25 protein-coding genes are annotated in these 25570 nt (G+C 58.4%); all 25 read right to left on the minus strand.

Going from position 1 to position 25570, the window contains the following annotated elements:
• Window positions 1-5 precede the first annotated feature (5 nt).
• Window positions 6-2135 (minus strand): flagellar biosynthesis protein FlhA, encoded by a 2130-nt coding sequence (gene flhA / locus KP808_RS16715; RefSeq protein WP_002554274.1) that lies wholly within the window; start codon window positions 2133-2135, stop codon window positions 6-8.
• 450 nt (window positions 2136-2585) lie between these two features.
• A complete protein-coding gene (gene flhB / locus KP808_RS16720; protein ID WP_230016517.1) occupies window positions 2586-3722 on the minus strand; it encodes a flagellar biosynthesis protein FlhB in 1137 nt (378 codons plus the stop codon).
• Window position 3723: 1 nt separating this feature from the next.
• Window positions 3724-4509 (minus strand): flagellar biosynthetic protein FliR, encoded by a 786-nt coding sequence (fliR, locus tag KP808_RS16725; protein WP_002554276.1) that lies wholly within the window; start codon window positions 4507-4509, stop codon window positions 3724-3726.
• Window positions 4510-4515: 6 nt separating this feature from the next.
• Window positions 4516-4785, minus strand: a complete 270-nt coding sequence (locus KP808_RS16730; RefSeq protein WP_002554277.1) for a flagellar biosynthetic protein FliQ — start codon at window positions 4783-4785, stop codon at window positions 4516-4518.
• Window positions 4786-4810: 25 nt separating this feature from the next.
• Entirely contained in the window at window positions 4811-5563 is a 753-nt protein-coding gene (gene fliP / locus KP808_RS16735; RefSeq protein ID WP_058402557.1) for a flagellar type III secretion system pore protein FliP, read from the minus strand.
• Window positions 5563-6003 (minus strand): flagellar biosynthetic protein FliO, encoded by a 441-nt coding sequence (fliO, locus tag KP808_RS16740; protein WP_058402556.1) that lies wholly within the window; start codon window positions 6001-6003, stop codon window positions 5563-5565. The genes fliP and fliO overlap by 1 nt, the downstream gene beginning before the upstream one ends.
• Complete coding sequence (gene fliN, locus KP808_RS16745; RefSeq protein ID WP_002554280.1) at window positions 6004-6462, minus strand: flagellar motor switch protein FliN; 459 nt, start codon at window positions 6460-6462, stop codon at window positions 6004-6006.
• Window positions 6463-6523: 61 nt separating this feature from the next.
• Entirely contained in the window at window positions 6524-7492 is a 969-nt protein-coding gene (gene fliM, locus KP808_RS16750) for a flagellar motor switch protein FliM (RefSeq protein ID WP_058402555.1), read from the minus strand.
• Between the two features lie 9 nt (window positions 7493-7501).
• Window positions 7502-8002, minus strand: coding sequence for a flagellar basal body-associated protein FliL (gene fliL, locus KP808_RS16755; RefSeq protein ID WP_058402554.1), 501 nt, complete (start codon window positions 8000-8002; stop codon window positions 7502-7504).
• A 768-nt stretch (window positions 8003-8770) separates the two neighbouring features.
• The gene (locus KP808_RS16760) at window positions 8771-10174 is read right to left on the minus strand and encodes a flagellar hook-length control protein FliK (RefSeq protein WP_230016518.1); all 1404 of its coding nucleotides are present in this window, start codon (window positions 10172-10174) and stop codon (window positions 8771-8773) included.
• A 125-nt stretch (window positions 10175-10299) separates the two neighbouring features.
• Complete coding sequence (locus tag KP808_RS16765) at window positions 10300-10656, minus strand: Hpt domain-containing protein (protein WP_058401335.1); 357 nt, start codon at window positions 10654-10656, stop codon at window positions 10300-10302.
• Window positions 10657-10689: 33 nt separating this feature from the next.
• Entirely contained in the window at window positions 10690-12396 is a 1707-nt protein-coding gene (locus KP808_RS16770; RefSeq protein WP_058401334.1) for a fused response regulator/phosphatase, read from the minus strand.
• A complete protein-coding gene (locus tag KP808_RS16775; protein ID WP_058401333.1) occupies window positions 12353-12703 on the minus strand; it encodes an STAS domain-containing protein in 351 nt (116 codons plus the stop codon). Before KP808_RS16775 ends, KP808_RS16770 begins: the two co-directional genes overlap by 44 nt.
• Window positions 12704-12788: 85 nt before the next feature.
• Window positions 12789-13238, minus strand: coding sequence for a flagellar export protein FliJ (gene fliJ / locus KP808_RS16780; RefSeq protein WP_002554288.1), 450 nt, complete (start codon window positions 13236-13238; stop codon window positions 12789-12791).
• Window positions 13239-13244: 6 nt separating this feature from the next.
• Window positions 13245-14603: a flagellar protein export ATPase FliI gene (gene fliI / locus KP808_RS16785; protein WP_230016519.1), complete on the minus strand. Its 1359-nt coding sequence runs from the start codon at window positions 14601-14603 to the stop codon at window positions 13245-13247.
• Complete coding sequence (gene fliH / locus KP808_RS16790; RefSeq protein WP_230016520.1) at window positions 14593-15411, minus strand: flagellar assembly protein FliH; 819 nt, start codon at window positions 15409-15411, stop codon at window positions 14593-14595. Before fliH ends, fliI begins: the two co-directional genes overlap by 11 nt.
• Before the next feature lie 15 nt (window positions 15412-15426).
• Window positions 15427-16443: a flagellar motor switch protein FliG gene (gene fliG / locus KP808_RS16795; protein WP_002554291.1), complete on the minus strand. Its 1017-nt coding sequence runs from the start codon at window positions 16441-16443 to the stop codon at window positions 15427-15429.
• Window positions 16436-18220: a flagellar basal-body MS-ring/collar protein FliF gene (gene fliF, locus KP808_RS16800; RefSeq protein WP_002554292.1), complete on the minus strand. Its 1785-nt coding sequence runs from the start codon at window positions 18218-18220 to the stop codon at window positions 16436-16438. Before fliF ends, fliG begins: the two co-directional genes overlap by 8 nt.
• Before the next feature lie 15 nt (window positions 18221-18235).
• Window positions 18236-18565, minus strand: coding sequence for a flagellar hook-basal body complex protein FliE (fliE, locus tag KP808_RS16805; RefSeq protein WP_002554293.1), 330 nt, complete (start codon window positions 18563-18565; stop codon window positions 18236-18238).
• 243 nt (window positions 18566-18808) lie between these two features.
• Window positions 18809-20224 (minus strand): sigma-54-dependent transcriptional regulator, encoded by a 1416-nt coding sequence (locus tag KP808_RS16810; protein ID WP_230016521.1) that lies wholly within the window; start codon window positions 20222-20224, stop codon window positions 18809-18811.
• Complete coding sequence (locus KP808_RS16815; protein ID WP_230016522.1) at window positions 20224-21438, minus strand: sensor histidine kinase; 1215 nt, start codon at window positions 21436-21438, stop codon at window positions 20224-20226. The genes KP808_RS16810 and KP808_RS16815 overlap by 1 nt, the downstream gene beginning before the upstream one ends.
• Before the next feature lie 122 nt (window positions 21439-21560).
• On the minus strand, window positions 21561-23036 hold the full coding sequence (fleQ, locus tag KP808_RS16820; RefSeq protein WP_002554296.1) for a transcriptional regulator FleQ: 1476 nt from the start codon (window positions 23034-23036) through the stop codon (window positions 21561-21563).
• A gap of 177 nt (window positions 23037-23213) precedes the next feature.
• Window positions 23214-23510 carry a flagellar protein FliT gene (gene fliT, locus KP808_RS16825; RefSeq protein ID WP_002554297.1) on the minus strand — a complete coding sequence of 99 codons (297 nt, stop codon included), beginning with the start codon at window positions 23508-23510 and terminating at the stop codon, window positions 23214-23216.
• A 26-nt stretch (window positions 23511-23536) separates the two neighbouring features.
• On the minus strand, window positions 23537-23935 hold the full coding sequence (gene fliS / locus KP808_RS16830) for a flagellar export chaperone FliS (protein ID WP_058408768.1): 399 nt from the start codon (window positions 23933-23935) through the stop codon (window positions 23537-23539).
• Between the two features lie 125 nt (window positions 23936-24060).
• Window positions 24061-25539, minus strand: a complete 1479-nt coding sequence (gene fliD / locus KP808_RS16835) for a flagellar filament capping protein FliD (protein ID WP_230016523.1) — start codon at window positions 25537-25539, stop codon at window positions 24061-24063.
• Between the last annotated feature and the right edge of the window lie 31 nt (window positions 25540-25570).

The following is a 25570-nucleotide window of genomic DNA, read 5'->3' on the forward strand; positions in this document are numbered from 1 at the left end:
CTACCTCAGCCGTTCGGCCCGACAGTCGCTACGATGGTTACTTGCTTGTTGTCCGGAATTTCCTGATACGCCAGAACATGCATGTTCGGTACAGCCAATCGTCCAAATCGTGACAGCATCGCCCGGACAGGCCCTGCTACCAGAAGAATTACCGGCAACCCTTGCATCTCCTGACGCTGGGCGGCCTCAATCAACGAACGCTGGAGCTTCTCAGCCATGCTTGGCTCAAGAAGAACGCCTTCTTCCTGACCCTGACCAGCCTTCTGCAAACTATTGAGCAATATCTGTTCCAACCTTGGCTCCAGAGTGATAACAGGCAGCTCCGGCTCAACACCTACAATGCTTTGGACGATTGCGCGGCTCAGACCTACCCGCACGGCAGCCACCAAAGCGGCGGTATCTTGACTCTTGCCGGCGTTGTTGGCGATAGCTTCTGCAATGCTACGAATATCACGCACAGGTACATGCTCAGCCAGAAGCGCTTGCAGCACGTTGAGCAGCGAGGACAGGGACAGCACACCAGGGACCAGCTCTTCAGCCAGTTTGGGCGAGCTTTTGGCCAGCAATTGCATCAACTGCTGGACTTCTTCGTGGCCAATCAGCTCATGAGAGTGTTTGTAGAGAATCTGGTTCAAGTGGGTTGCCACTACAGTACTGGCGTCCACCACGGTATAACCCAGCGACTGCGCCTGGCTGCGTTGGCTGATTTCGATCCACACGGCCTCCAGACCAAACGCCGGGTCTCTGGCGGTGATGCCGTTCAGGGTGCCGAACACTTGACCGGGGTTGATCGCCAGCTCGCGATCCGGATAAATCTCGGCCTCGGCCAGGATCACGCCCATCAGCGTCAGACGGTAGGCGCTGGGTGCCAGATCAAGGTTGTCACGGATGTGCACGGTCGGCATCAGGAAGCCCAGCTCCTGCGAAAGCTTCTTGCGCACGCCCTTGATACGCGCCAGCAGTTGACCACCCTGATTGCGGTCCACCAGCGGAATCAGGCGATAACCCACTTCCAGGCCGATGATGTCGATAGGGGTGACGTCATCCCAACCCAGCTCCTTGGCGTCCTGAACACGGGTCGGCGAAGGCAGCAGGTCCTGTTGGCGTTGCACTTCGGCCAGCGCCTCGACTTTCACCTGGTTCTCTTTCTTCCAGAGCAGATACGCACCACCCGCAGCCACCAGGCCGAGGCTGATGAAGGAGAAGTGCGGCATGCCCGGCACCAGCCCCATCACGATCATGATCGCAGCGGACACTGCCAGTGCCTTGGGCGAGGCGAACATCTGACGATTGATCAGCTTGCCCATCTCTTCCGAACCGGAAGCGCGGGTCACCATGATCGCTGCGGCAGTGGACAGAAGCAGTGATGGCAATTGCGCCACCAAACCGTCACCGATGGTCAGCAGGGTATAAACGCGGCCTGCATCAGCGAACGTCATGTTGTGTTGCAGAATACCGACCAGCATGCCGCCGATCAGGTTGATGAACAGAATCAGCAAACCGGCAATTGCATCGCCGCGCACGAATTTGCTGGCACCGTCCATGGAACCGTAGAACTCGGCTTCCTGAGCGACTTCAGCACGGCGACGCTTGGCTTCTGGCTGGTCGATGAGACCGGCGTTGAGGTCGGCGTCGATTGCCATCTGTTTGCCTGGCATCGCGTCGAGGGTGAAACGCGCGCTGACCTCGGAAATACGGCCGGCACCTTTGGTGATTACTACGAAGTTGATGATCATCAGAATCGCGAACACCACGATACCGACAACATAGTTACCACCGATCACCACCTCACCGAAGGCCTGAATCACCTTGCCCGCAGCCGCGTGACCGTCCTGACCGTGAAGCATGACCACTCGCGTGGAAGCAACGTTCAGTGCCAGACGCAACAGCGTGGCGACCAGCAGAATGGTTGGAAACACCGAGAAGTCCAGCGGCCGCAGAGCGTAAACACACACCAGCAACACGACGATGGACAGTGCAATGTTGAACGTGAAGAACACGTCCAGCAGGAACGGCGGCATAGGCAACATCATCATTGCCATCATGACCAGCAACAACAGCGGAACGCCCAGCTGACCACGGCCCAGGCCCGTGATATTGCTGCGTGCGCTACTGAATATCTGAGAACGATCCACTGATTGTTTACCTGCGCACTAGATCAAAACATTGACGCCGATGGCGACCTGTATCGACCCTGTTGCAAAAAGCTGTCCAACTTTTACAAAGCCAGTGCTGGTAAGGCTTTAGAGGCAGAATTAACGTGAAACCGGCATACCTTGCGCAGTCAGAAAATCTTCAAGAGTGGACGCAGAGCGTCCAGAACGGCATGCGACGCGGAGCGTCGCACGATAGTGAGATGATCGTTCCTCACGCTCAGAGCGCCCGGAACGGCATGCAATGCGGAGCGTCGCACGATAGTTGAGATGATCGTTCCTCACGCTCCAGCGTGGGAATGCCGTGGGTGACGCTCTGCGTCACAAATCTGCGCCGCACCACACGCCCAAGAGCGGACGCAGAGCTTCAGGAACCGCATACCCATGCGGAGCGCGGGCGCGAGGGTGGTCTGCTGGCGACGAAGCAAAGGGCTACGCATCGCGCTGCAGGTCGGGCGGGATCTTGATGTCGCCCAGTGGATCCGGGCGCTTGCCTTGACCGGCACGGAACTGGCGGATCTGGTAGACGTAGGCCAGCACCTGGGCCACAGCCAGGTAGAGCCCGGCAGGAATTTCCTGGTCCAGCTCGGTGCTGTAGTAGATGGAACGGGCCAACGCCGCAGATTCCAGAATCAGTATCTGGTTATGCGCGCCGATTTCGCGAATCTTCAGCGCTACCAGATCAGTGCCCTTGGCCAGCAACATCGGCGCCCCGCCCTGCTCGGGATCGTATTTCAAGGCTACGGCAAAGTGCGTCGGGTTGGTAATGATGACATCCGCTTCCGGAATCGACGCCATCATCCGCCGCTGGGACATTTCGCGCTGCAACTGGCGAATACGCTGTTTAACCTCGGGGCTGCCCTCGCTGTTCTTGTGCTCGTCGCGCACTTCCTGCTTGGTCATCAGCAGCTTCTTGTGCGCTTCATACAGCACAAAGGGTACGTCGGCAGCAGCGATAAATATCAGGCCACAGGCCATCCAGAAGCTGCTCCAGCCGACCACCATCAGGCTGTGGATCATCGCCTGTTCCAATGGCTCATGAGCGATAGCCACCAGATCATTGCGCTCCTTGCTCAAGACCACCAGCGCAACGGCAAGGATGATCAGAAACTTGCCGAAGGATTTGAGCAGCTCAACCAGCGCGTGCGGTGAAAACATGCGCTTGAGCCCTGCCGCCGGGTTCATCCGGCTGAATTTGGGCATCAGCGATTTGGTTGCGAACAACCAGCCGCCAAGCATGATCGGCCCCACCAGCGCCGCCACCAGCATGGCGATCAGAAACGGCAACATCACGACCAGTGCGTGCAGGCCGGAGCTGAGCAACGCTTTGCCCATGTATGACTGATCCATGAGGGTTTCGCGGCTGATCGTAAAATTGTCGCGCATCAGCTCGGACATCATCTGCGCGATGCCTGAGCCGAACATCAGCAACCCGCCCGCCCCCATCAGCATGACCACCAGCGTGGTCAGTTCCTTGGAGCGCGCAATCTGCCCATCCGCTCTGGAGTCCTTGACCTTTTTTTCCGTGGGGTCTTCTGTCTTGTCCTGGCCATTCTCGTTTTCTGCCATCTCAACGAGCCCTCACCATGTCGCGCAACGATTGCAGTGCCTGACTGGCAATCGGCTGATACTGATTGAGAATATCGCCCATGCTCATCCACAGAATGACCATGCCCAGCACAAGGGTCAGCGGGAAACCGATCGAGAAGATGTTGAGTTGCGGCGCTGCACGGGTCATGACGCCAAAAGCGATGTTGATGATCAGCAATGCAGTGATAGCAGGTAACACCAGCCTGAGCCCTGAACTCAACGCCCAGCCTAGCCCGTTCGCCAGCTCCCAGAAATTATTGACCAGCAGACCGCCACCCACCGGCATCGTGGTGAAGCTTTCGACAAGCACCTCCAACACCACAAGATGGCCGTTCATGGACAGGAACAGCAGCGTGACCAACATGGTAAAAAACTGGCCGATAACAGCCGAAGATACGCCGTTGGTAGGGTCGACCATCGAGGCAAAGCCCATGCCCATCTGCGTCGAGATGATCTGCCCGGCGATCACGAAGATATGGAAAAACATCTGCAGGGACAGCCCCATGCCGGCGCCGATGATGATCTGCTCGCCGATCAGCAACAGCCCACTGAGGTCAAGCGCCTGAACCGGCGGCATGGCTGGCAGCGCTGGCGCGACCACCACAGTGATGGCAAATGCGAGGTAAAGGCGCACACGCCGGGGAACCAGCGTGGTGCCGATCACCGGCATGGTCATCAGCAGCGCGACGATACGAAACATCGGCAGCATGAAGCTCGCTACCCAGGTACTGATCTGGATATCGGTCAGCGCAAGCATCGGCTGCATGCGGCGCTAGCCGATCAGCGTCGGAATACTGGTGTACAACGACAGCATGTATTCCATGAATATTTTCAGCAGCCAGGGGCCGATGACAATCAGGGTCACGAGCATGACCAACAGGCGCGGCAGGAAGCTCAGGGTCTGTTCGTTGATCTGCGTGGCCGCCTGAAACATCGCCACCAGCAGACCGCACAACAGGCTCGGCACCACAAGAATCGCGACCAGCACGGTGGTCAGCCACAGCGCCTCACGAAACAGATCGACAGCTACTTCCGGCGTCATCGGGCAGACTCCTCAGTGAAACGACTCATACGCCACCAAAACTGCCAGCCAGGGTGCCGACGATCAGCGCCCAGCCATCTACCAGCACGAACAGCATGATCTTGAACGGCAGCGAAATGATCAGCGGCGACAGCATCATCATACCCATCGCCATCAGCACACTGGCCACCACCAGATCGATGATCAGAAACGGAATGAAGATCATGAAGCCGATCTGAAACGCCGTCTTGAGCTCCGAAATCACGAACGCCGGGACCAGAATGGTCAGCGGCGCAGCATCAGGTGTCGGGATATCGGTACGTTTGGACAGACGCATGAACAACTCAAGGTCACTGGTACGGGTCTGTGCCAGCATGAAATCCTTGATTGGCACTTGCGCCTTGGCGACCGCATCCTGCGCCGTGAGTTTTTCAGCCAGATAAGGCTGCAGCGCATCCTGATTCACACGGTCGAAAACCGGCGCCATGATGAACATGGTCAGAAACAAAGCCATGCCCGTCAGGATCTGGTTCGAAGGTGTCTGCTGCAAACCAAGGGCCTGACGCAGAATCGAGAAGACGATGATGATCCGGGTGAAACTGGTCATCAGCATGACAAACGCCGGAATGAAGCTCAGCGCGGTCATGATCAGCAGGATCTGCAGACTGACCGAATACTCCTGCTGACCGTCGGCACCATTGGACAGCGTGATCGCCGGTATCGACAGCGGATCGGCCGCCAGCACAGCAGGCGTCACCATGACCAGCAACAGCAGTATCAGGAAACGCAACGCGCCCATTACTTCTTGTCCTTATCCTTGCCCATCAGCTCCATAAGGCGCTGAGCGAATTCAGGGGTCGCCTGCTCACGCACAGGCACCTGTACCGGTTCCTTGAGCACATGCAGGGGCGTGATACGCCCTGGCGTGATACCCAGCAACACCTGTTCGCCGCCGATCTGCACCAGCACCAGCCGATCACGCGGACCGAGCGCGCGCGAACTCACCAATTCGATGACCTGACCATTGTTCGGCCCCACGCGCTGCACGCGGCGCATCAGCCATGCGAGCACGAAAATCAGACCGACCACCAGTATCAGACCGAACAGCAGTTGTACTAACTGCCCGCCCATACCGCCGGATACCGTGTTGGCCACTTGCGCAGGTGCGGCCTGAGCAGCGGGCTCGGCAGCCCAGGCCAGCGACGGCAGGGTCAGCAGAACACTCAGCCAGCGCCTCACTTAGCGCAGCTTCTTGATGCGTTCGCTCGGGCTGATCACGTCGGTCAGACGGATGCCGAACTTCTCGTTGACCACCACCACCTCGCCATGCGCGATGAGCGTGCCGTTGACCAGCACATCCAGCGGTTCGCCAGCCAGGCGATCCAGCTCGATCACCGAGCCCTGGTTAAGCTGCAACAAGTTACGAATGTTGATATCGGTGCTGCCCACTTCCATGGAGATCGACACCGGGATGTCGAGAATCACATCCAGGTTAGGACCGTCCAGAGAAACCGGACCCGTGCTTTTCGGCACGCTGCCGAACTCTTCCATGGTCATCCGGCTACCCGAATTCCCCGCATCCGCCGCCAGCAACGCATCAATATCAGCCTGACTGTCGCCAGCTTCGCCCAATGCAGCAGCCCACTCATCGGCCAACGCCTGATCTTCAGCAGACGTCATATCGTTTTCATCAGCCATCAGTTGTCCTCTGCACGCAGTATTTCAGTTACGCAACAATTTCCGACGTTGACCAGACAGGTCAGCGTCGCGCTATGGGTTCGATTACTTGCAGGGCCATCTTGCCCTTGTGCGAGCCAAGCTTGACCTTGAATGACGGTACGCCATTGGCACGCAGGACCAGCGAGTCGCTCAGTTCCACCGGAATAACGTCACCAGGGCGCATGTGCAGGATGTCCCGCAATGGCAACTGGCGCTGAGCGATGGTCGTGGTGAGCGGCACGTTGACGTCCAGAACATCTTCCTTGAGCGCGTTGACCCAGCGCTCGTCCTGATCGTCCAGATCCGACTGAAAACCGGCATCGAGCATTTCGCGGATCGGTTCGATCATCGAGTACGGCATGGTCACGTGCAGATCGCCGCCACCGCCATCCAGTTCGATATGGAAAGTGGAAATGACCACGGCCTCGCTCGGCCCGACGATGTTGGCCATGGCCGGGTTCACTTCCGAGTTGATGTACTCGAAGTTCACTTCCATGATCGCCTGCCAGGCTTCCTTGAGGTCGATAAAAGCCTGATCCAGCACCATGCGCACGACGCGAAGTTCGGTCGGCGTGAACTCACGGCCTTCGATCTTGGCGTGGCGGCCATCGCCACCGAAAAAGTTGTCCACCAGCTTGAACACCAGCTTGGCGTCGAGGATGAACAGCGCAGTGCCCCGCAGCGGCTTGATCTTGGCCAGGTTGAGGCTGGTCGGCACGTACAGCGAATGCACGTACTCGCCGAACTTCATGACCTGAACACCACCCACCGCCACGTCCGCCGAGCGGCGCAGCAGGTTGAACATGCTGATACGCGTGTAGCGGGCGAATCGCTCGTTGATCATTTCCAGCGTCGGCATGCGCCCGCGGACAATCCGGTCCTGACTGGTCAGGTCGTAGCTTTTGACACTGCCAGGTTCGCTGACGGTGTCGGTCTGGACCATCCCGTCGTCGACGCCATGCAGCAGCGCGTCGATCTCATCCTGGGAGAGCAGGTCTTGCACGGCCATGTGAGAGTCCTACTGCAATACGAAGTTAGTGAAGAGCAGCTGTTCGATCACAGTCTTGCCGAGTTCTTTCTGTGCCACTTCCTGAATGCTCGCGGTCGCTTTCTGACGCAGCATTTCCTGGCCGATCGGCGAGGCCAGTGACTCAAAGGGTATAGCTGCAAACAGCATGACCAGATTGTTGCGGATCAGCGGCATGTGCGCCTTCAGCGCTTCCATGTCGGCGGCATTGCGCGACAGCATGGTGATACTGACCTGCATGTAGCGCTGGCGACCATTGGAGTTGAAGTTGACCACGAAGGCCGGGGTCATGGGTTCGAACACCGCCACTGGCTTGACGTTGGCTGCGGCAGCGGCAGCAGCCGGGTCTGGTGTGCTTTCGCTCTTGTGCATGAGGAACCAGGTCGCACCCACCGACAAACCTACCGCCAGCAGCAACGCCACAACGGCGAGGATGATGAGCTTGAGTTTGCCTTTGGTTGCCGGGTCTTTAACTTCTTCGCTCTTCGCCATGCCAATAATCCGTCACTATTCAAGAGGTTCTTCAATACGTGACAGAGGCAGAGCAAGTGTTATGCCAGAGTTGTACGAGATGACGATGTATTGGACACAACCGGTTACGTGGCCGGGCGTGGAGGGATCGTGATGCTTGTGTCAGTGCTGAAGCGCGCGACCCGGGAGCTGATGACTATCGTCCCCACGCTCCGCGTGTTCGTGACGCTCTGCGTCACACAGCGGTCCCGCGAGATCCGGTAGATTGGCGTTCGGCCCAGATTCTCGTTCCCACCACTCCGCGTGGTAATGCCTTTCGTGACGCTCTGCGTCACACAGCGGTCCTGCGAGATCAGGTGGATTGGCGTTCGGCCCAGATTCTCGTTCCCACGCTCCGCGTGGTAATGCCTTTCGTGACGCTCTGCGTCACACAGCGGTTCTGCTATGTCAGTTATGTTTGTGTCCGGCTCAGGTCACCTTTTCGCCCCTCGGCGACCTACTTTGATGGGGCCAAAGTAGGCAAACCCCCTCGCTCCTGTTTCCGGCCCGACTTCGTCGGGTTCCTTCGCCCTGTCACTGATCCGGGGGTCGCCGCAACGGGCCATCCATGGCCCGGTACGTCTAGCCTGGCGTCCTGCCAGGCTACCCCCGGATCAGCGCCAGGACTCAGCCGTCACTAAGGTCGCAATTTGTGTCGTCTGTACCATCGAGCTCGAAAAACATTTCTGCGTTAACAACTAGCAGGCAAGGCATGACTTCGCGTCGCGGCTGCCATGTGACGCAGGAGCATCATGCGTAATAATCGATCTCGCTGCTGCCGATCACGCGTGCAGCCGGCTGGCTGACCGGAACAGCAGCATCGACGCCTGCAATCTCATCCGAAGTGTCGCCTGAGCTCACGCCATTGCCACGACCGTTGCGCTGGGCGCGGCTGGCCTGCTCTTGAGCCTGTTGCTGGGCCTGCTGTTGCGACTGGTCGGAAACGTTGACGTCGACGTTGCCAAGCCCCTGCTGAACGAACGACTCACGCAACCTCGACATCTGACTTTCCAGTGCGTCACGCACACCCATGTGGGCGCTCATGAACGTTACCTGGGTCTGCTGCTCCGGTGCCATGTTGATGCGGATGTCCAGACGTCCGAGTTCGGCGGGCTCCAGCTTGATGTCGGCGGTTTTGAGGTTCTGGCTCGACAGGTACATGACGCGGTCGACAATGCCTTCGGTCCAGCCGCTTTGATGCATGGCCAACGGCTGACTCATCAACGGCGCAGCGGCAGGTGTTGCCGCAACACGGGCCGGTTGCGCGGCCTGACTCAGCGCAGCGAGGCGATCGGCAAAGTTGTCGACGCGCGTGTCGCCCGCGGCGCTTTTGACATCCTTCAGTCCTTCGCCGATCAAGCCGCTGAACGACTTGTCACTGCTTTCCGTGCTGCTCTCTTCCGAGGGAAGCTGCTCGCTCAGGGCCGACAGGTTATTGACAAGATTCTGGTTTGGATCAGCTTCTGCGTTGGTCGGCGTCGCTTTGTTGGCAGCATGGGTATTCTGCGCAGCCAGCTGCGTTTTGGCGTTGGCATTTTCCAGCGCCAATTGCACCGCATCCAGACCATCAAGCGGATCGGCGTCCGGATTGAATGCTTCTTCAGTCGCTGCGGGCGGAGTAGCCTGAGTGACCGTGAGCGCGGTCGCTGCAGGCGCAGCCGTGACGTCAGGGCTTTGTGGCCTGGCGACCGACAAGGCAGGCGCTTGCGCAGCCATCGCCTGCAACGCCGGGTCAAGCACCGGGTCGACAATCGCCAGCCCTTCAGTCAATGCAGGGTCTGCAGATGCCTGTGCATCATCCTGCTTTGAACCGGCACTGGCAGCATCATCCTCAGCGGCAGTCGAACGGGTTGGCAAATCATTGCCGCTATCGGCAACACTGGACGTGTCAGCGGCATTGGTCTGATCACCGGAAGACTTGTCCTTGCCGGCGGCAACCTTGTCCTTGTCAGGCGCTGCCTTGTCGCGAGCCGACTTGACTGGCGCATCATCACGCGAAGGAACAGCATCCTTGGCCTGTTTGGCATACACATTGGAAAAGCTGGAGGCCCCGTCCTTGCTGCTGTCAGCAGACTTGACCGCATTATTGGCCGTACCGGACCTTGAGGTCGCAGTGCTTGTGGCCTGAAGAAGCGCATTGGTAGCGAGGGGCATTTCGGTCTCCGCATAAGCTGCTGGTTATCGCCTTACCAGAATATTTAGCAATATGCGGGCCAACCTTTCACGACCGCTTGAAAGGTTGCCGGATAAAGAAAGATCGGGGATCTGGAAATCAGCGATCAGCTGACAAACAACTGCCGCTCTGCGTTAAACAAGCCGCGAATAGTCATGTATTCGCTGTCGATTTTGCCGATCAGCTCTGGCAGACCGGTGAACAACTGCTGACGGGATTGCTCTTCCAACTGACGACACAGCTCGGAAAGTTGCAAGGCACCCATATTGCCGCTGCTGCCCTTGAAACTGTGCGCGGTGAGGCTCAATTCCTGAAAGTCAGGATGGCCTGTTTGAACAGCAAGACGCAGTTGCGCGATACGTTGCTCGGAATCCTTGAGGAACACATCCAGCAAGGTCGGATATTCGTCCTCCATGACTTCCTGCAAGGCATTCAGCACGCTGTAATCCAGATGAATCGACACTTGTTCACTCCTTGATCAAGACTCCAGGGGGGATTATGCCACTCCCTCCCAGGAAAATTCCACGCACGCCGTCCTGCCATCCGCAGACCACCGAGCCTCACGACTCAATTCACACACCAGGCGTAGCCCGCGACCATACAGTTCATTGCTCGCGGGTATCTGCATCCGGACTTTTTCAACATCAAATCCCTGACCACTGTCCTCCACGCTGAGGGTCAGCCGACCACCCTCTGCAACTGGCTCGACCCGCACAGTCACGCGGATGAACCCGGTCTGAAGCATGCCGAGACGCTCGGCGCGCTGCTGATAATACAGGGCGAAACCTGCCGCATCATGCTTGAGCGACGAATCCAGCCCTAGCACACCATGTTCCAGCGCATTGCTATAAAGCTCGCCGAGCACCATATGCAGTGCGGCACCCTGATTGCGCAGGCCATGAACTTCAAGCAGCAACTGCAAGACGTACGGCAACGGGTTGAAGCGCCTCAGGGTCGAAGCGCGAAACTCGAAGCTGGCCGACCAGTCCAGCGGGCTGGAGGCGCCGCTGTCCGAATAGGTCAGGGCAGGCAGACTCTGCAATGGCTCATCGACGGCGCTGATTTCCAGCAGACTGACATCGTCACGTGCCTTGCCACCAAAATCGTTGAGCGCTACGAGAATTTCCTCAATCAGCAAGTGCGGCTCGCGGTTGGCAGAAAGCACCTGGCGCAAACGCTGCGCACCGAATAGTTCGTCATTGTTGTTACTGGTGTCGAGCACCCCGTCGGACAGCAGGAATATGCGATCGCCCGGCGCCAACGGATAGACCTCGGTGCGTGCATCGAAAGCATCGACACTCAGCACGCCCAATGGCAGGTGACTGGAAGCCAGCGGCACATGCTCACCCTGCGCGCCGCGCAACAAGTAGCCGTCCGGCAAGCCCCCGCTCCAGACCTCGACCTGCCGTTGTGCCAGGTTGATACAAAGCAGCGTTGCACAACAGAACATGTCGACGGGGAGGATGCGTTTGAGCTTGGCGTTCATTTCACGAAGGATTTCAACCAGGCCGTAGCCCTTGGCGGTCATGCCGTAGAACACCTCGGCAAGCGGCATCGCCCCGACGGCAGCCGGCAAGCCGTGCCCGGTGAAATCCCCAAGCAAGACCTGCATGTGCCCGGCCGGCGTGTAGGCGGCCAGCATCAGGTCGCCGTTGAACAAGGCATAAGGAGACTGCAAGTAGCGAATATTGCCGGCCCCAAGGCAACCGGCGTGGGCAATCTGATCGAACACCGCCTTGGCGACACGCTGCTCGTTGAGCAGGTACTCGTGGTGCTTGCTGATCTGGTCACGTTGTTGACGGACAGTTTCGTGCAACACCCGCAAGCGGTTCATGGCGTTGAGTTTGGCGGCCAGCACCAGCGGGTTGTAAGGCTTGGACATGAAGTCGTCGCCACCGGCGTCCAGACAGCGTGCAAGCGCTTCGCCTTCAGTCAGCGAGGTGAGGAAGATGATCGGCACCAGCGACTCACCACTCATCGCCTTGATCCGTCGCGCCGCTTCGAAGCCATCCATGACCGGCATCATGGCGTCCATCAGGATCAAATGCGGGCTTTCGGCCTTGAAGATGGCCACAGCCTCGACACCATTGCCAGCACTGAGAACCCTGTGCCCCTGCCGCGCAACGATGGTTGAAAGCAGCAACCGGTCACTGGCACTGTCATCGGCGATCAGAATGCACAGTTTTTTCGGGGATGACTGCACTGGGTATGCTCAGTTCGAACAACTTCGAGAAATTGGAAATAGCCAGAATCTTCAGTACATCAGACGTGCAATTGACAAGGTGCACCACCGCTTTATCGCCACCGGCATGGTCGCGTAACAGCAACAGCATCCCCAACGCAGAACTGTCCAGGTAATGCGTGCCCCGCAGGTCGACCACATAATTCAGCGTCTGCGGGTAATCCTCGTAGGCTGCGCGAAACGCCTGATGGGATTGAAAATCAAAGCGCCCCTCGATGTAAAGGGTCAGCGTCTGGCCATCGGCAGAGCGTTCGGAAGTGACTGTCATGAGGAACCTCGAGGTGTTTCATCACCGAGACATTGATAGCGTAGACCAGCCAGAGAAATCACCGCGGGTCTGATTGAGTCAAACGTCAGAATTGTTCGTGACGAGGCAGACGCTGCGACAACTCGTCGAGCAATTTCTGCTCCCGCTTGTCCTCCAGTCTGCGTGCTTCATCCATATAACGCTGCACCAGCTTGCGCAAGCCTTCAACCCGCGCATAACAATCCTGCCAGGCGCTACGCGCCCTATCGAGATTGGCCTTGTGCCACTCAAGACTTTTGTATTGCTGGGCAACGGCGACATCGAGCTGACTGAGAAAGCGCTGATAACCCAGCAACCACTGCCCGGAAACCCCGGCACTGCCGCGTTGCAACCATTGCTGCTGATAATCCTGACGAAACTGGTCAAGTTCCTGCAGCTTGTTGTTGGCCAGATTGACCTGCCCCTGAAAATGCCCAAGCCGCTGAGCCGCCGTTCGCTCGGCGGCTTCCGCCATCTCGACCACTGGCGCCAGACGCGCCGCTCGACTCTGAGCCATAGGCTATCAGCCGCCAGGTGCCGGTGCGAATATCGACGCCAGCGCCTCGCCACTGCCTTGCATGCTTTCGTTGTCTCGCAGGCCCTGGCGCTGATAGCGCACCAACACCGGGTGCAACGCAATCGCCATGTCGGTCTCGCGATCGCCACCCGCGACATAGGCGCCCACGCTGATAAGGTCGCGGGTCTGCTGGTAACGCGACCACAACTGTTTGAAATGCTGCGCACGCGCCATGTGCTCGGGGCTGACCACCGCAGGCATGACCCGACTGATGGAAGCTTCGATATCGATGGCCGGGTAATGACCTTCTTCAGCCAGACGCCGGGACAGCACGATGTGACCGTCGAGCACACCCCGCGCGGAGTCGGCAATCGGGTCCTGCTGGTCATCGCCTTCCGACAGCACCGTGTAAAAGGCCGTGATGGAACCACCACCCGCCTCGGCATTGCCAGCACGCTCCACCAGCTTGGGCAGCCGGGCGAACACAGAGGGCGGGTAGCCTTTGGTGGCTGGCGGCTCGCCGATGGCCAGGGCGATTTCCCGCTGAGCCTGAGCAAAACGGGTCAACGAGTCCATCAGCAGCAGGACATTCTTGCCCTTGTCACGAAAGTATTCGGCGATCCGCGTGCAATACATGGCAGCGCGCAGCCGCATCAGCGGCGCATCATCGGCTGGCGATGCAACCACCACCGAGCGCTTCAGACCCTCTTCGCCAAGAATGTGCTCGATGAACTCCTTGACCTCACGACCCCGCTCACCGATCAGGCCGACGACGATGATGTCCGCCTCGGTGAAGCGCGTCATCATGCCCAGCAGCACACTCTTGCCCACACCAGTACCGGCAAACAACCCAAGACGCTGGCCGCGGCCAACCGTCAATAAACCGTTGATGCAACGAATGCCGACATCCAGCGGCTGGCTGATGGGGTCACGCTTGAGCGGGTTGATGGTCGGGCCATCCATCGGCACCCAGTCTTCAGCCTTGATCGGCGAGCGGCCATCCAGCGGCCGGCCCGCGCCGTCAAGCACGCGGCCCAGCATGCTCATGCCCATCGGCAGGCGACCGGTATCGGCCAGCGGCACCACGCGCGCGCCGGGCGCAATGCCCGCCACGCTGCCGACCGGCATCAGAAACACCTTGCCGCCAGAAAACCCCATCACTTCGGCCTCGACTTCGACCGGGTGATGACTGTCATCGTTGATGACCACGCAACGGCTACCCATCGCCGCACGCAGGCCCTCGGCCTCAAGCGTCAGGCCAATCATACGCAGCAGGCGACCCTCTACTACCGGCTGGGCAGGCAGACTGATCGACTCGGCATAGGAACCGAGGCGCTTGCCGAAACTGGTGCGATCAAGGCGCATCGAGGGTGTCCGCGTCAGCTTCGGCTGCACTGGAAGCCTTGCCGGGCGAGGCTTGCAGGTCGACGCTGAGGTCCGCCGCAGCCGGATGCGTCACTTGCTCATGCAACTGATCATGCATTTTGGAAATAGCCAGCGCGATTCGCGTTTCGACACTGGCATCAATACGGCTATGCTCGGTTTCGATACGGCAACCACCCGGCAGCAAGTCTTCGTCTTCGACTATTTTCCACGACTCCTCATGACGCTCGCGCATGGCCTTGACCAGCAGGAAGTCCTGAGGATTGATGAAAATTCGCAGGTTCTGCGCACCCATCGGCAATAGCTTGAGCGCATCGCGCAACACGCTGGCGATCTGACCGGAATCAGTGACCAGTTCGCGCTGAATGACCTGCCGCGCGATGTGCTCGACCAGATGAATGACGGCCTTTTCGATCTGCGTGTCCTGCTCGGCGATAGGTGCCAACAGGTGGCCCATCAGTTGTTCCAGGCTGGCGACCTTGGCCGCTAGAACAACTTCCGCTTCCTGGCGCACTTTTAACTGTGTGCTGTGGAAGCCTTCCTTTTCACCGGTGGCAAAGCCTTCGTTCCAGGCCTCCTGGCGGATGCTTTCCAGCTCCTCCAGGGTCAGCGGCTGAACTTCGTCCAGCGGTACTTCTTCCATCTCGGCCGGCTCGTCGACCGGTTCCGGTTCGGGCTCAGGCTCGGGCTCCACATGTGGATCGAAGCTGGGCAACGCCCAGATATCGAGCAACCCGGCGTCCTTGGCGCGAATGAGGTCGCTGGCCGATTCTTTATTGGAACTGGACATGAGTCGGCTGAATCCTTAGATCATTTCCTCGCCACCCTTGCCACCGAGTACGATCTCGCCGGCCTCGGCCATACGACGCGCAATGGTGAGGATTTCTTTCTGGGCGGTTTCCACGTCGCTGACACGCACCGGACCTTTTGCTTCCAGGTCGTCGCGCAACAGTTCGGCGGCACGCTTGGACATGTTCTTGAAGATTTTTTCCTTGATCGCCTCGTCCGAGCCCTTGAGCGCCAGTACCAGCACGTCCGAGGATACTTCGCGCAACAACGCCTGAATACCGCGGTCGTCCACGTCGGAGAGGTTGTTGAAGACAAACATGAGGTCTTCGATCTGTACCGAAAGGTCTTCGTCGACCTCGCGGATCGAATCCATGAGCGCGCCTTCGATGGAGCTGTCGAGGAAGTTCATGATGTCGGCTGCACGCTTGATACCACCCAGGGTGGTACGCGACGTGTTGGCGTTACCGGAGAACTGCTTCTCGAGAATCTGGTTAAGCTCTTTGAGCGCTGCTGGCTGCACCGTATTGAGCGAAGAAACGCGCAGAATGATATCCAGACGGACCTTGTGATCGAAATGCCCAAGCACCTCGCCCGCCTGGTCGGCGTCAAGATAAGCCACCACGATGGCCTGAATCTGCGGGTGCTCGAAACGGATCACGTCGGCGACGGCACGCGGCTCCATCCACTTGAGGCTGTCCAGACCGCTGGTGTTGCCACCCAGCAGGATCCGGTCGATAAGGCCGTTGGCCTTGTCTTCGCCGAGTGCCTGGGTCAGCATCTTGCGGATATAGCCATCGGAACCGACACCAAGGCTGGTCTGATCGCCGACGATATCGACGAACTCGCTCATGACCTCTTCGACCTGCTCGCGATGCACGTTGCGCATCTGAGCCATCGCTACGCCCACTTTCTGGACTTCCTTGGGCCCCATGTGCCGGAGCACCTGAGCAGCGTCGGTTTCGCCGAGGGAAAGCAGCAACACTGCAGCTTTCTCGACTTTGGAGAGTTTGGCTACCATGGCTCGATCATTCATCAGTGTTAATCCACTCTTTCACGACCTGGGCCACACGACCCGGATCTTCGGCCACCAAGCTCTTGATTGCGTTCAGCTGTGCGTCATAACCCTCGGTCGGGCTAGGCAGCAGAATACTTTGCGGGCCACCCAGGCTGACGCGGTCGTTGGACAACTCACCATCCAGGCCGCCCATGCCACCCAGCTCGGCGTCGCCACCGAAACCGGCCAGTTCCTTGCTCTTGCCGGTGGTGATGTTGGTCAACACCGGACGCAACACGCCAAACACCAGGATGAGGATGAAGATCACACCCACCGCCTGTTTGACGATGTCCCAGAACCACGGTTGCGAGTAGAACGACGCCTCTGGCAACACTTCAGCGCGCTCGCTGGAGAATGGCACGTTGATCACGCTGACGCTGTCACCGCGGCTGGCGTCGAAACCGACGGCATCCTGCACCAGACGGGTAAAGCGAGCCAGGTCAGCAGCGCTCCACGGAGCACGAGTAACTTCGCCGTTGGCGGCGTTGGTCTTGACCATGTCATCGACTACCACCGCAACCGACAGACGAGTCAGACGGCCCTGCTGCTGCTTGGTATGGCTGATCGAACGGTCCAGCTCGAAATTCTTGGTCGACTGCACGCGTTTGTCGGCCGGGTACGGAGCCAACGCTGGCTGACCGGTCGCCGGGTCCATGATCTGTTGACCATTGGCATCCAGCAGCGGCTGGCCTGGCGCGATAGGGCCGGCAGCACCGGCCGCACCGGCAGTTGCATTCTGCGGAGCAGTTGCAGGACCTGGTGGCTGGTTGCTCAGCGCCCCCGGAACGCCGCCCGTGCTTGAACTGCTGGAGCGCTGTTCGTTGACCGACTGCTCGCTGCGCAAGGCAGGCTGGTCAGGGTTGAAGCTTTCGGCGGTCGATTCGACGGCGCTGAAATCGACCACTGCCGAGACCTCAGCCTTGTAGCGATCATTGCCCAGAATCGGCTGCAGAATGTTCTGCACGCGCTGGGTCAGCATGCCTTCCATGCGACGGCTGTAGTCGAACTGCTTGCCGGCCATGGTCAGTTCGGAATTTTCCGCCTGATCTGACAGCAAAGCGCCCTTCTGGTCGACAACGGTGATCTGCGACTTGCTCAGCTCGGGAACACTGGTGGCCACCAGGTTGATAATGGCCATAACCTGGCTGGGCTCCAGCGAGCGGCCAGCATACAGCTCGACCAGTACCGAAGCGCTTGGCTTGCGGTCGTCACGGACAAACACCGAACTCTTCGGAATCGCCAGGTGCACACGGGCACCCTTGACGTTGTTCAGGGCGGAGATGGTACGTGCCAGTTCGCCTTCCAGACCACGACGATAACGCGTGGCTTCCATGAACTGACTGGTCCCCAGACCCTGATCCTTGTCGAGGATTTCGAAACCGATGTTGGCGTCGTTCTGCACCACGCCTGCCTGCGCCAGCTGGATACGCGCACGCTGCACATCATCGGACTTGACCAGCAACGCGCCGGAATTGGGTTCGACGGTGTAGTTGATATTCGCCGCAGTCAGGGTGTCCATGATCTGCTTGCTGTCCATGCCCGCCAGGCTGCCATAAAGCGGACGATAGTCAGGCTGCTGGGACCAGAGCACCACGGCAAAGCCGATGGCCACGCTCGCGGCAAGACCGACCATGAGGCCTATCTGACGCAGCATGGTCATTTCAGAAAGGTTTTCCAGAAAAGACAAACCGAACAACGGTTTCTTATCGGAAGCGCCCGCTCTTGCTGGAACGGGATCGGCAGTTGCTTCGGCCATGACTCAGTACGTCCCTTAAACCGGCATCTGCATGATGTCTTGATAAGCTTGAACCAGCTTGTTACGCACCTGGGTCAACGCCTGAAAAGACACGCTGGCTTTCTGCGACGAAATCATGACGTCGGTCAGATCCACGCCGCTCTTGCCGATTTCAAATGCATTGGCCAGCTGACTGGAGGCCTGCTGGGTCTGCGCGACCTTGTTGACGGCCTGGCCAAGCATGTCGGCAAAGCTGCTGGCGCCGGCTTCCTGCGCGCCGGACACGGGCTTGGGTGCAGACATCGCATCCATCTGCATGGCCCGCATATCCAACATCAAGCGATTAAATTCAACACCTTGGCTCATGGACGTTTCTCTCGTAAGGCCCGCAAATTTTTGACACTGATTCAGCGGGTACAGAAGACATAGCAACAACGGTGCCAGCTAGATGGCGGCTATTTGCCACACCAAATGGGAATGCCATGTTGCCCGACATCAAATCACTCCAGACCTCCCGTATTCATGGGGGTATCCGGATATTTCCGGCTTGCGCCGTTTATACGAATATTCAGTGACCGGCGATCACAACCACCGATCAGCGGCACCGGCTCAGGTAGCGAACAGATAGGCCTCCACATCCATCCCGGCATCGCGCATCTGCGCCAGCTTGTAACGCAAGGTACGCGGGCTGATGCCCAGGCGCTCGGCAGCCTCTTTACGACGACCGCGCTCCGCACGCAGCGTGTCAATAATCATCTGAAACTCGCGACGCCTGAGGTCATCACCCAGTGCACCGACAGATTCCGCATTGGCACCTGCACCTGCATTATCAGGCGAGGATGTGACAGGCAAAGACGGCAACGCCTCCACCACCGCAGCGGATGGAAGACTTGTCACCGGCCCGGACAGACAGAAATCCTGCGCCTGTATCACCCCGCCCTGCTGCAGAATCAAGGCTCGCTGCACGGCGTTATCCAGCTCACGCACATTGCCAGGCCAGGGGTAGCTGACCAGACACTGCTGCGCCTCGGCAGAAAGACGAACCGGCGCGTGCTTCATTTTATTGACGTGCTTGGCCAGAAGCCGCTCGGCCAGTGGCAGAATATCGGCAGTCCTTTGACGCAGCGCCTGCCAGGCCAGTGGAAATACCGACAGGCGATAAAACAGATCTTCGCGAAAGCGCCCCGCCGCCACTTCCCCTGCCAGATCGCGGTTGGTAGTAGCCACAACGCGAATATCCAGAATGATCGGCTTGCGCGCACCCACGCGCTCGACTTCCCGCTCCTGCAACACACGCAACAGTTTGGCCTGCAGCCCCAGTGGCATTTCGGAAATCTCGTCAAGCAGGATTGTCCCGCCGTCAGCCTGTTCGAACTTGCCGGCCTGCGCGGCAATGGCGCCGGTAAACGAGCCCTTTTCATGACCGAACAGCGTCGCTTCCAGCATATTGTCCGGAATCGCAGCGCAGTTGATCGCAATAAAAGGCTTATCGGCACGCGGAGAATTTTGATGAATGAAACGCGCCAGCACTTCCTTGCCTGTGCCGGACTCACCGGAGATGAGCACAGTGGAGTCGCTCTTCGCCACACGGCTGGCCAGGTTCAATAACTGGATACTGGCGGGTTCAACAGCAATCGGCCCGTCACGCTCGGCAGGTTCCAGGCGACCCAGTGCATGCCGCGCAACCAAAGCAATCAGAGCCTTGGGCTCGAAAGGCTTGACCAGATAATCGGCCGCGCCCTGACGCATGGCATCGACCGCGCGATCAACGGCACCGTGAGCGGTCATCAGCAATACCGGCAGTTGCGGATGCCGACTGCGCAACAGGCTCAGCAACTGATGACCGTCCATGCCCGGCATGTTGACGTCGCTGACAACCAGGCTGAACGGTTGCGCCTCGGCAGCGACCAGCGCTTCTTCGGCAGAGCCGACCGCCTGGTATCCATAGCCGGCCAATTCCAGGGTTTCGCCAAGCGCCTCGCGCAGTGAACGGTCGTCCTCGACCAACAGCACGTTGATCGACATCAGTTGCTACCCAACGAGCCGGAAGACGGAATCAATGGCAGGCTGACGATTGCACAGGTGCCACGACCGACCCGCGACAGATAATGCACGCCGCCCTGATGTGCACGCGAAACGGCAGTTACCACCGCCAGACCGAGCCCGGTGCCGGTGGTCTTGGTGGTGAAAAACGGCTCGCCGATACGCGCCAGCGCAGCCTTGTCCATACCACTGCCATTATCGCTGAAGCATATGCGCAACACATTGCCGCGGCTGTACACATGAACTTTCAGCAGTGTCCGGCCAGCACTGGCCTGGACGGCGTTTTCAATCAGGTTGAGCAACGAACCAACCAACGTGTCGCGATTGCACAGTAACTCGCCTTCAATACTGTCGCACTGCCAACGCACCGGTACGCCCTGCACATGGGTGACCGCAGCGTTTTGCAAAGCCTGAAACAAGGCAACGGGCGTCAGGCGATCCGTCAGCGGCAACTCGCCACGGGCAAACACCAGCATGTCGCGAACCTGATGCTCGAGCTCATGCAGACGATCCTTGAGCCGTGCGGCAAAGCGCTGCTGGGTTTCCACCGGCAATTCCTGCTCGGTCAGATGACTGGCGTAGATCATGGCGGCCGACAAAGGCGTACGAATCTGATGCGCCAGAGAAGCAACCATCCGACCCAGCGATGACAGCCGCTCGTGACGCGCCAATTGTTCCTGGAGACGGCGGGTTTCGGTCAAGTCATTAAGCAGCACCAACTGCCCGGGTTCAGCGTCCAGCGAGCGGGTTGCAATGGAAAGCCTGCGGCCGTCCTTGAGCGAGACTTCGTGGCCATCGTCTTCGCGCGGGGCAAAACACCGACTGATGACGTGACGCCAGAGCATGCCCAGCAAGGGCTGGCCCAGCAGATCGATTGCCGCAGGATTGGCTTCGCGCACCACGCCCATGCCATCAATCACGATTACGCCACCGGGGAGCAGATCAAGCAGGTTTTGCAGGCGGTTGGCCAGCCGCTCCTTTTCCGCCAGCTCTTGTAGACGCTGGGCACCGGCGTGGGCCAGTTCGCCCTTGAGTTCAGTGACACGCGCTTCGAGCAGACCATAGGAGTCGGTCAATTGCGCCGACATTTGATTGAACAGCGAGAACGCCTGCTCAAGCCCCTGACGACTTTCCAGCTCCGGGGAGTATTGAGCCTGAGCAGATAGGGCGGAAGTCAGTTGGGCGGCCTGGGACATAGTTCATCTCTCTCGTGGCGAACCGTCAGTAAACGGTGTGTTGAGAGGGACTTTGCAATCCTCGTGCCGAAAAAAAACCCCTGAAAATTCAGGGGCTTGATTTTTGGCGCTATAGACAGGCGTCAATCATCTGCCTGTTCATCACCTTCGCGACGGCTCATACCGTACTTGCGCATCTTCTCGACCAGCGTGGTGCGACGAATCCGTAAACGCTCTGCAGCACGGGCAACAATACCGTTGGCATCGTCGAGCGCCTGCTGAATCAGACCCTGCTCCAGACCACCCAGATAGTCTTTCAGGTCCAGACCTTCAGGCGGCAGCATTGCGCCCGACGCGAAATTCGGCGTGTTGCTGTTGATGGCGACGCGCTCTTCGATATCGCTGCGCATGCTGTCGACCATCTGCTCGTCTTCGTCATCGACATAGCGGAATTTCTTCGGCAGCTCGGCCACGCCGATCACGCCGTACGGGTGCATGATCGCCATGCGCTCGACCAGGTTGGCCAGCTCGCGAACGTTGCCCGGCCAGGCATGACGACACAGCGACATGATGGCGGCGGAGTTGAAACGAATCGAGCCACGCTTTTCGTGCTCCATGCGCGAAATCAGTTCGTTCATCAACAGCGGAATGTCTTCGACACGCTCGCGCAAGGGTGCCATCTCGATGGGGAACACATTGAGACGGTAATAAAGGTCTTCGCGGAAGCTGCCAAGCTCGATCATGTTTTCGAGATTCTTGTGCGTCGCGGCAATAATGCGCACGTCGATGCTCTGCGTCTTGTTGCTGCCCACGCGCTCGAAAGTGCGTTCCTGCAACACGCGCAGCAACTTGACCTGCATAGGCAGCGGCATGTCACCGATTTCATCAAGGAACAGCGTACCGCCGTTGGCAAGCTCGAAACGGCCGGCACGACTGGTGATTGCCCCGGTAAACGCGCCCTTCTCATGCCCGAACAACTCGCTTTCGAGCAGCTCGGCCGGAATGGCACCGCAGTTGACCGGCACAAACGGCGCATCGCGACGCTTGGAGTGATAATGCAGGTTGCGCGCTACCACTTCCTTGCCGGTCCCCGACTCACCGAGAATCAAAACGCTGGCGTCAGTGTCAGCGACCTGCTGCATCATCTGCCGCACATGCTGAATCGCGCGACTGGTCCCCACCAGACTGCGGAACAGGTTCGGCTCACGATGACGCCCACGCTCGCGGGCCTGGTCGTACATCTCGCGATAGACCTGGGCACGGTGCAGGGAGTCGAGCAGCTTGCTGTAGCTGGGCGGCATTTCGAGCGCGGAAAGAACCCGCCTGCGCAGGTCCTCCGGCAGCTCGACAGAAGAATTTTCGCTCATAAGCAGCACAGGAAGGAACTCATCCCATGCTGCGATGGTCTTAAGAAGCCCTTGAAGGCTGCCCGGAGCACTTACGCTACCGACCAGCACACAAAGAACTTCTCGCGGAGATGCCAGAGAGCCGACCACCTGCTGCCAGTCCTGGCTTGAACAGGAGAGGTTTTCTTCGCCAAGAAAATTCAGGATAACCGCCAGATCCCGGCGGCGCTGGCTATCGTCATCGATTAGCAGAATCTTGATTTCACGCCACATGCAATAGCAACTTCCCTAGTCAACTCAATGCCCATGATTGGGGGGCAGCTTGGCATCTCAGCCGTATAAACCTTGAGACGCCAGAAAATAGTAAACATCACTAGTTAAGTCAAAAAAACGAACACAGTCAAATTTATGGCGAAATTCTTGTCGAACAATAAAAATGACAATTAAACATTAACCGAACAGATGGTATACCTTCGTCGCGTTCTTCGCATTCTGGATTTGAGTCATTTCATCGACGACTGCTTGACGCTCCCCGGTTGCAACATCAATCAGTTGCCTGTAGACCCCCAACAACTCCTCGAGATTGCTGCGCAGAGCCGGTTCGTCAGCAGGTGCTTCGCTGACTACCGCATCGACACATTCGCGACACGCCAGGTCAAGTTTGACGATAGCCTCCCAGTCGCGTTCGGCAAGCGCCCCCACCAGGGCTTCCCGGGTTTCTTCGATACGCTTGAGCGCAGCACTCATCTTGTTGTTCTCCTCAGGGCAGCAACTTATTGTTGTGCTTGTGCGGTACCGATAGCGTCCCAGCCTTCCTTGACGGTAATCAGCAGCCCGGCAACCTCGTCGAGCATCTTCTGATCGTTGCGTGCGTTGGCTTCGGCCAAACGCGTCATCATGTAGTGATAAAGGCTGTCCTGCCTGACCAGCGCTTCGCTGGGGGCGTTGTCCAGGTCAAGCCCTTCACGCAGACCACCTACAATGCCGATAGCCTTGCTGATGAACACGCCTTTGTTGGCGACGTCCTTGCGTGCCATGGCACCCTTGGCTTGAGCGATACGGTCGAGGCCACCCTCCATCAACATTTGAACCAGACGGTGAGGACTGGCTTCCGAGGTCTGAGCCTGGGAGCCGATCTTCTGATACTGCCGCAACGCTAACATCGGATTCATAAAGGGGACCTCGTCGCAAATCCATAATACTGATACTCAAGCTATCGACGCATGGCGCAGAAACTTTAGCCTAAAAGCAGAAACCCGACACGGAGTCGGGTTCTGGATACTTCTGTAAAACGAATTTAAGAAGCGTTTTTCTGCGCGTTCATCGCTTCGAAGATCGAAGTGATACTGGTAGCGGTCGCCTTGAGCTGCCCGACCACCAGGTCCATGGCGTTGTATTTCTTGGTCAGACTGGTCGTCAAGCTGGCAATACGACGATCAAGTGCGTCCTGATCGCTGGCAATACGGGTCTGTATTTTATTGAGACTGCTCGTCTTGCTTGCCAGAACACCGTCAGACTTTGTGTAGGGCAGAAGCGCCTTGGTCATACGCGAAACAAGGCCGCCATCAACCGTACCGTCGGCATTTTTTGCACCCGTACCAGTGAACATCGTCTGAATCTGACTGCCCAGTTTTTTATCGTTCAGCGCTGCGGTGAATGTAACAGTGTCCAGTGACAGCGTACCGTTGGACTGCTGAGTCTTGATGCCCAACTGCGAAAGAGCACTGAGACCGGCACTTGAAGAGGCACTCGCCAGTTGATCACGGATAGTCGCCAGCAGCGCACGCGGCGTAGCATCGCCGGTAAGGGCGGCGGCTGTGAAAACGCCTTTATCACTGATCGAACCCTTGGTCAGGGAGGTCACCAAGGTGGCAAGCGTGTTGTAGGAGTCCACAAAGGACTGCAGCGATGCCTTCAACCCATCGGTATTGGTCGCCACCGTGACGGTAGTGGTTGCTCCAGCAGCGCTTGGCGCGACCAGATCGAAGGTCAACCCGGAAATCGCGGTACTGACTGTATTTGTCTTGCTGGTCAAGCTCAGGCCATCGACGGTGAATGCTGCGTCTTTCGCCACATCAGTAATCGCACCAGCACCGGGAATCGCCTTGCCGCTGGCATCGGTCCCCGTGCTGGTGTCGCTCATCAGCTTGGTGCCGTCGATATTCAGCGCTTCCTGACCAGAAGCACCCACGACCGAAATGTCACTGCCCTTGCCGGTGGTCGTCGAGCTGAATACCAGCCTGGCACCATTGTCGTCGTTGATGATGTTGGCAGTAATGCCCTTACCCTGCAGCGACGAGTTGATCTTGTCGCGCACTTCCTGCAACGTCGAGGTCTTGTCGATATTGACGTTGTAGTCAGTGCCATTCTGAGTGATTTTCAGGGTACCACTCGGAATAGCACTCGCCTGCGTGGAATTCAGTGCGGCTGTGGCCACTTTGGAGGGCGTTGCCAGCTGGGTGATACCGATCGCGTAAGTGCCGTTGACGGCCGTGTTACCGGCAGTTGCCTTGACCACCGCCTCGTTGGCAGATGTCGCAGCAAAGCCCTGAAACGCAGGCGTCGTGGAGCTGCCCAGGGTATCCAGGGTTTTCTGGAACGCAGCCAGTGCCGACGTCAGCTGACTCACACCCGACAGCGATGCAGTTGTAGCGGCGGTCTGCTTGTCGATCTGGTTTTGCTTGGGCGCTTTTTCAGCACCAACAAGACCTTCGACGATGGCCGTGATTGCCAGACCCGAACCCAGGCCTGTTGAAGATGTAATTGGACTTGCCATTTTGCTTCTCCCTTCAAGAAGTCGCCGGTTT

It is taken from the genome of Pseudomonas savastanoi, from assembly GCF_020917325.1.
GTDB lineage: Bacteria > Pseudomonadota > Gammaproteobacteria > Pseudomonadales > Pseudomonadaceae > Aquipseudomonas > Aquipseudomonas amygdali.

What these genes read in the sequence shown, in the direction of transcription:
- fleQ (WP_002554296.1), bottom strand. Translation starts at nt 23,036, where the DNA reads ATGTGGCGTGAAATCAAGATTCTGCTAATCGATGACGATAGCCAGCGC.
- fliE (WP_002554293.1), bottom strand. Translation starts at nt 18,565, where the DNA reads ATGAGCCAAGGTGTTGAATTTAATCGCTTGATGTTGGATATGCGGGCC.
- fliH (WP_230016520.1), bottom strand. Translation starts at nt 15,411, where the DNA reads ATGTCCAGTTCCAATAAAGAATCGGCCAGCGACCTCATTCGCGCCAAG.
- KP808_RS16730 (WP_002554277.1), bottom strand. Translation starts at nt 4,785, where the DNA reads ATGACGCCGGAAGTAGCTGTCGATCTGTTTCGTGAGGCGCTGTGGCTG.
- fliF (WP_002554292.1), bottom strand. Translation starts at nt 18,220, where the DNA reads ATGGCCGAAGCAACTGCCGATCCCGTTCCAGCAAGAGCGGGCGCTTCC.
- KP808_RS16810 (WP_230016521.1), bottom strand. Translation starts at nt 20,224, where the DNA reads ATGTCGATCAACGTGCTGTTGGTCGAGGACGACCGTTCACTGCGCGAG.
- fliD (WP_230016523.1), bottom strand. Translation starts at nt 25,539, where the DNA reads ATGGCAAGTCCAATTACATCTTCAACAGGCCTGGGTTCGGGTCTGGCA.
- fliL (WP_058402554.1), bottom strand. Translation starts at nt 8,002, where the DNA reads ATGGCGAAGAGCGAAGAAGTTAAAGACCCGGCAACCAAAGGCAAACTC.
- KP808_RS16760 (WP_230016518.1), bottom strand. Translation starts at nt 10,174, where the DNA reads ATGCCCCTCGCTACCAATGCGCTTCTTCAGGCCACAAGCACTGCGACC.
- fliG (WP_002554291.1), bottom strand. Translation starts at nt 16,443, where the DNA reads ATGAATGATCGAGCCATGGTAGCCAAACTCTCCAAAGTCGAGAAAGCT.
- fliI (WP_230016519.1), bottom strand. Translation starts at nt 14,603, where the DNA reads ATGCGCCTTGATCGCACCAGTTTCGGCAAGCGCCTCGGTTCCTATGCC.
- fliR (WP_002554276.1), bottom strand. Translation starts at nt 4,509, where the DNA reads ATGCAGCCGATGCTTGCGCTGACCGATATCCAGATCAGTACCTGGGTA.
- fliM (WP_058402555.1), bottom strand. Translation starts at nt 7,492, where the DNA reads ATGGCCGTGCAAGACCTGCTCTCCCAGGATGAGATCGACGCGCTGCTG.
- fliP (WP_058402557.1), bottom strand. Translation starts at nt 5,563, where the DNA reads ATGGGCGCGTTGCGTTTCCTGATACTGCTGTTGCTGGTCATGGTGACG.
- fliS (WP_058408768.1), bottom strand. Translation starts at nt 23,935, where the DNA reads ATGAATCCGATGTTAGCGTTGCGGCAGTATCAGAAGATCGGCTCCCAG.
- KP808_RS16815 (WP_230016522.1), bottom strand. Translation starts at nt 21,438, where the DNA reads ATGTCCCAGGCCGCCCAACTGACTTCCGCCCTATCTGCTCAGGCTCAA.
- fliN (WP_002554280.1), bottom strand. Translation starts at nt 6,462, where the DNA reads ATGGCTGATGAAAACGATATGACGTCTGCTGAAGATCAGGCGTTGGCC.
- flhB (WP_230016517.1), bottom strand. Translation starts at nt 3,722, where the DNA reads ATGGCAGAAAACGAGAATGGCCAGGACAAGACAGAAGACCCCACGGAA.
- fliT (WP_002554297.1), bottom strand. Translation starts at nt 23,510, where the DNA reads ATGAGTGCTGCGCTCAAGCGTATCGAAGAAACCCGGGAAGCCCTGGTG.
- fliJ (WP_002554288.1), bottom strand. Translation starts at nt 13,238, where the DNA reads ATGGCTCAGAGTCGAGCGGCGCGTCTGGCGCCAGTGGTCGAGATGGCG.
- KP808_RS16775 (WP_058401333.1), bottom strand. Translation starts at nt 12,703, where the DNA reads ATGACAGTCACTTCCGAACGCTCTGCCGATGGCCAGACGCTGACCCTT.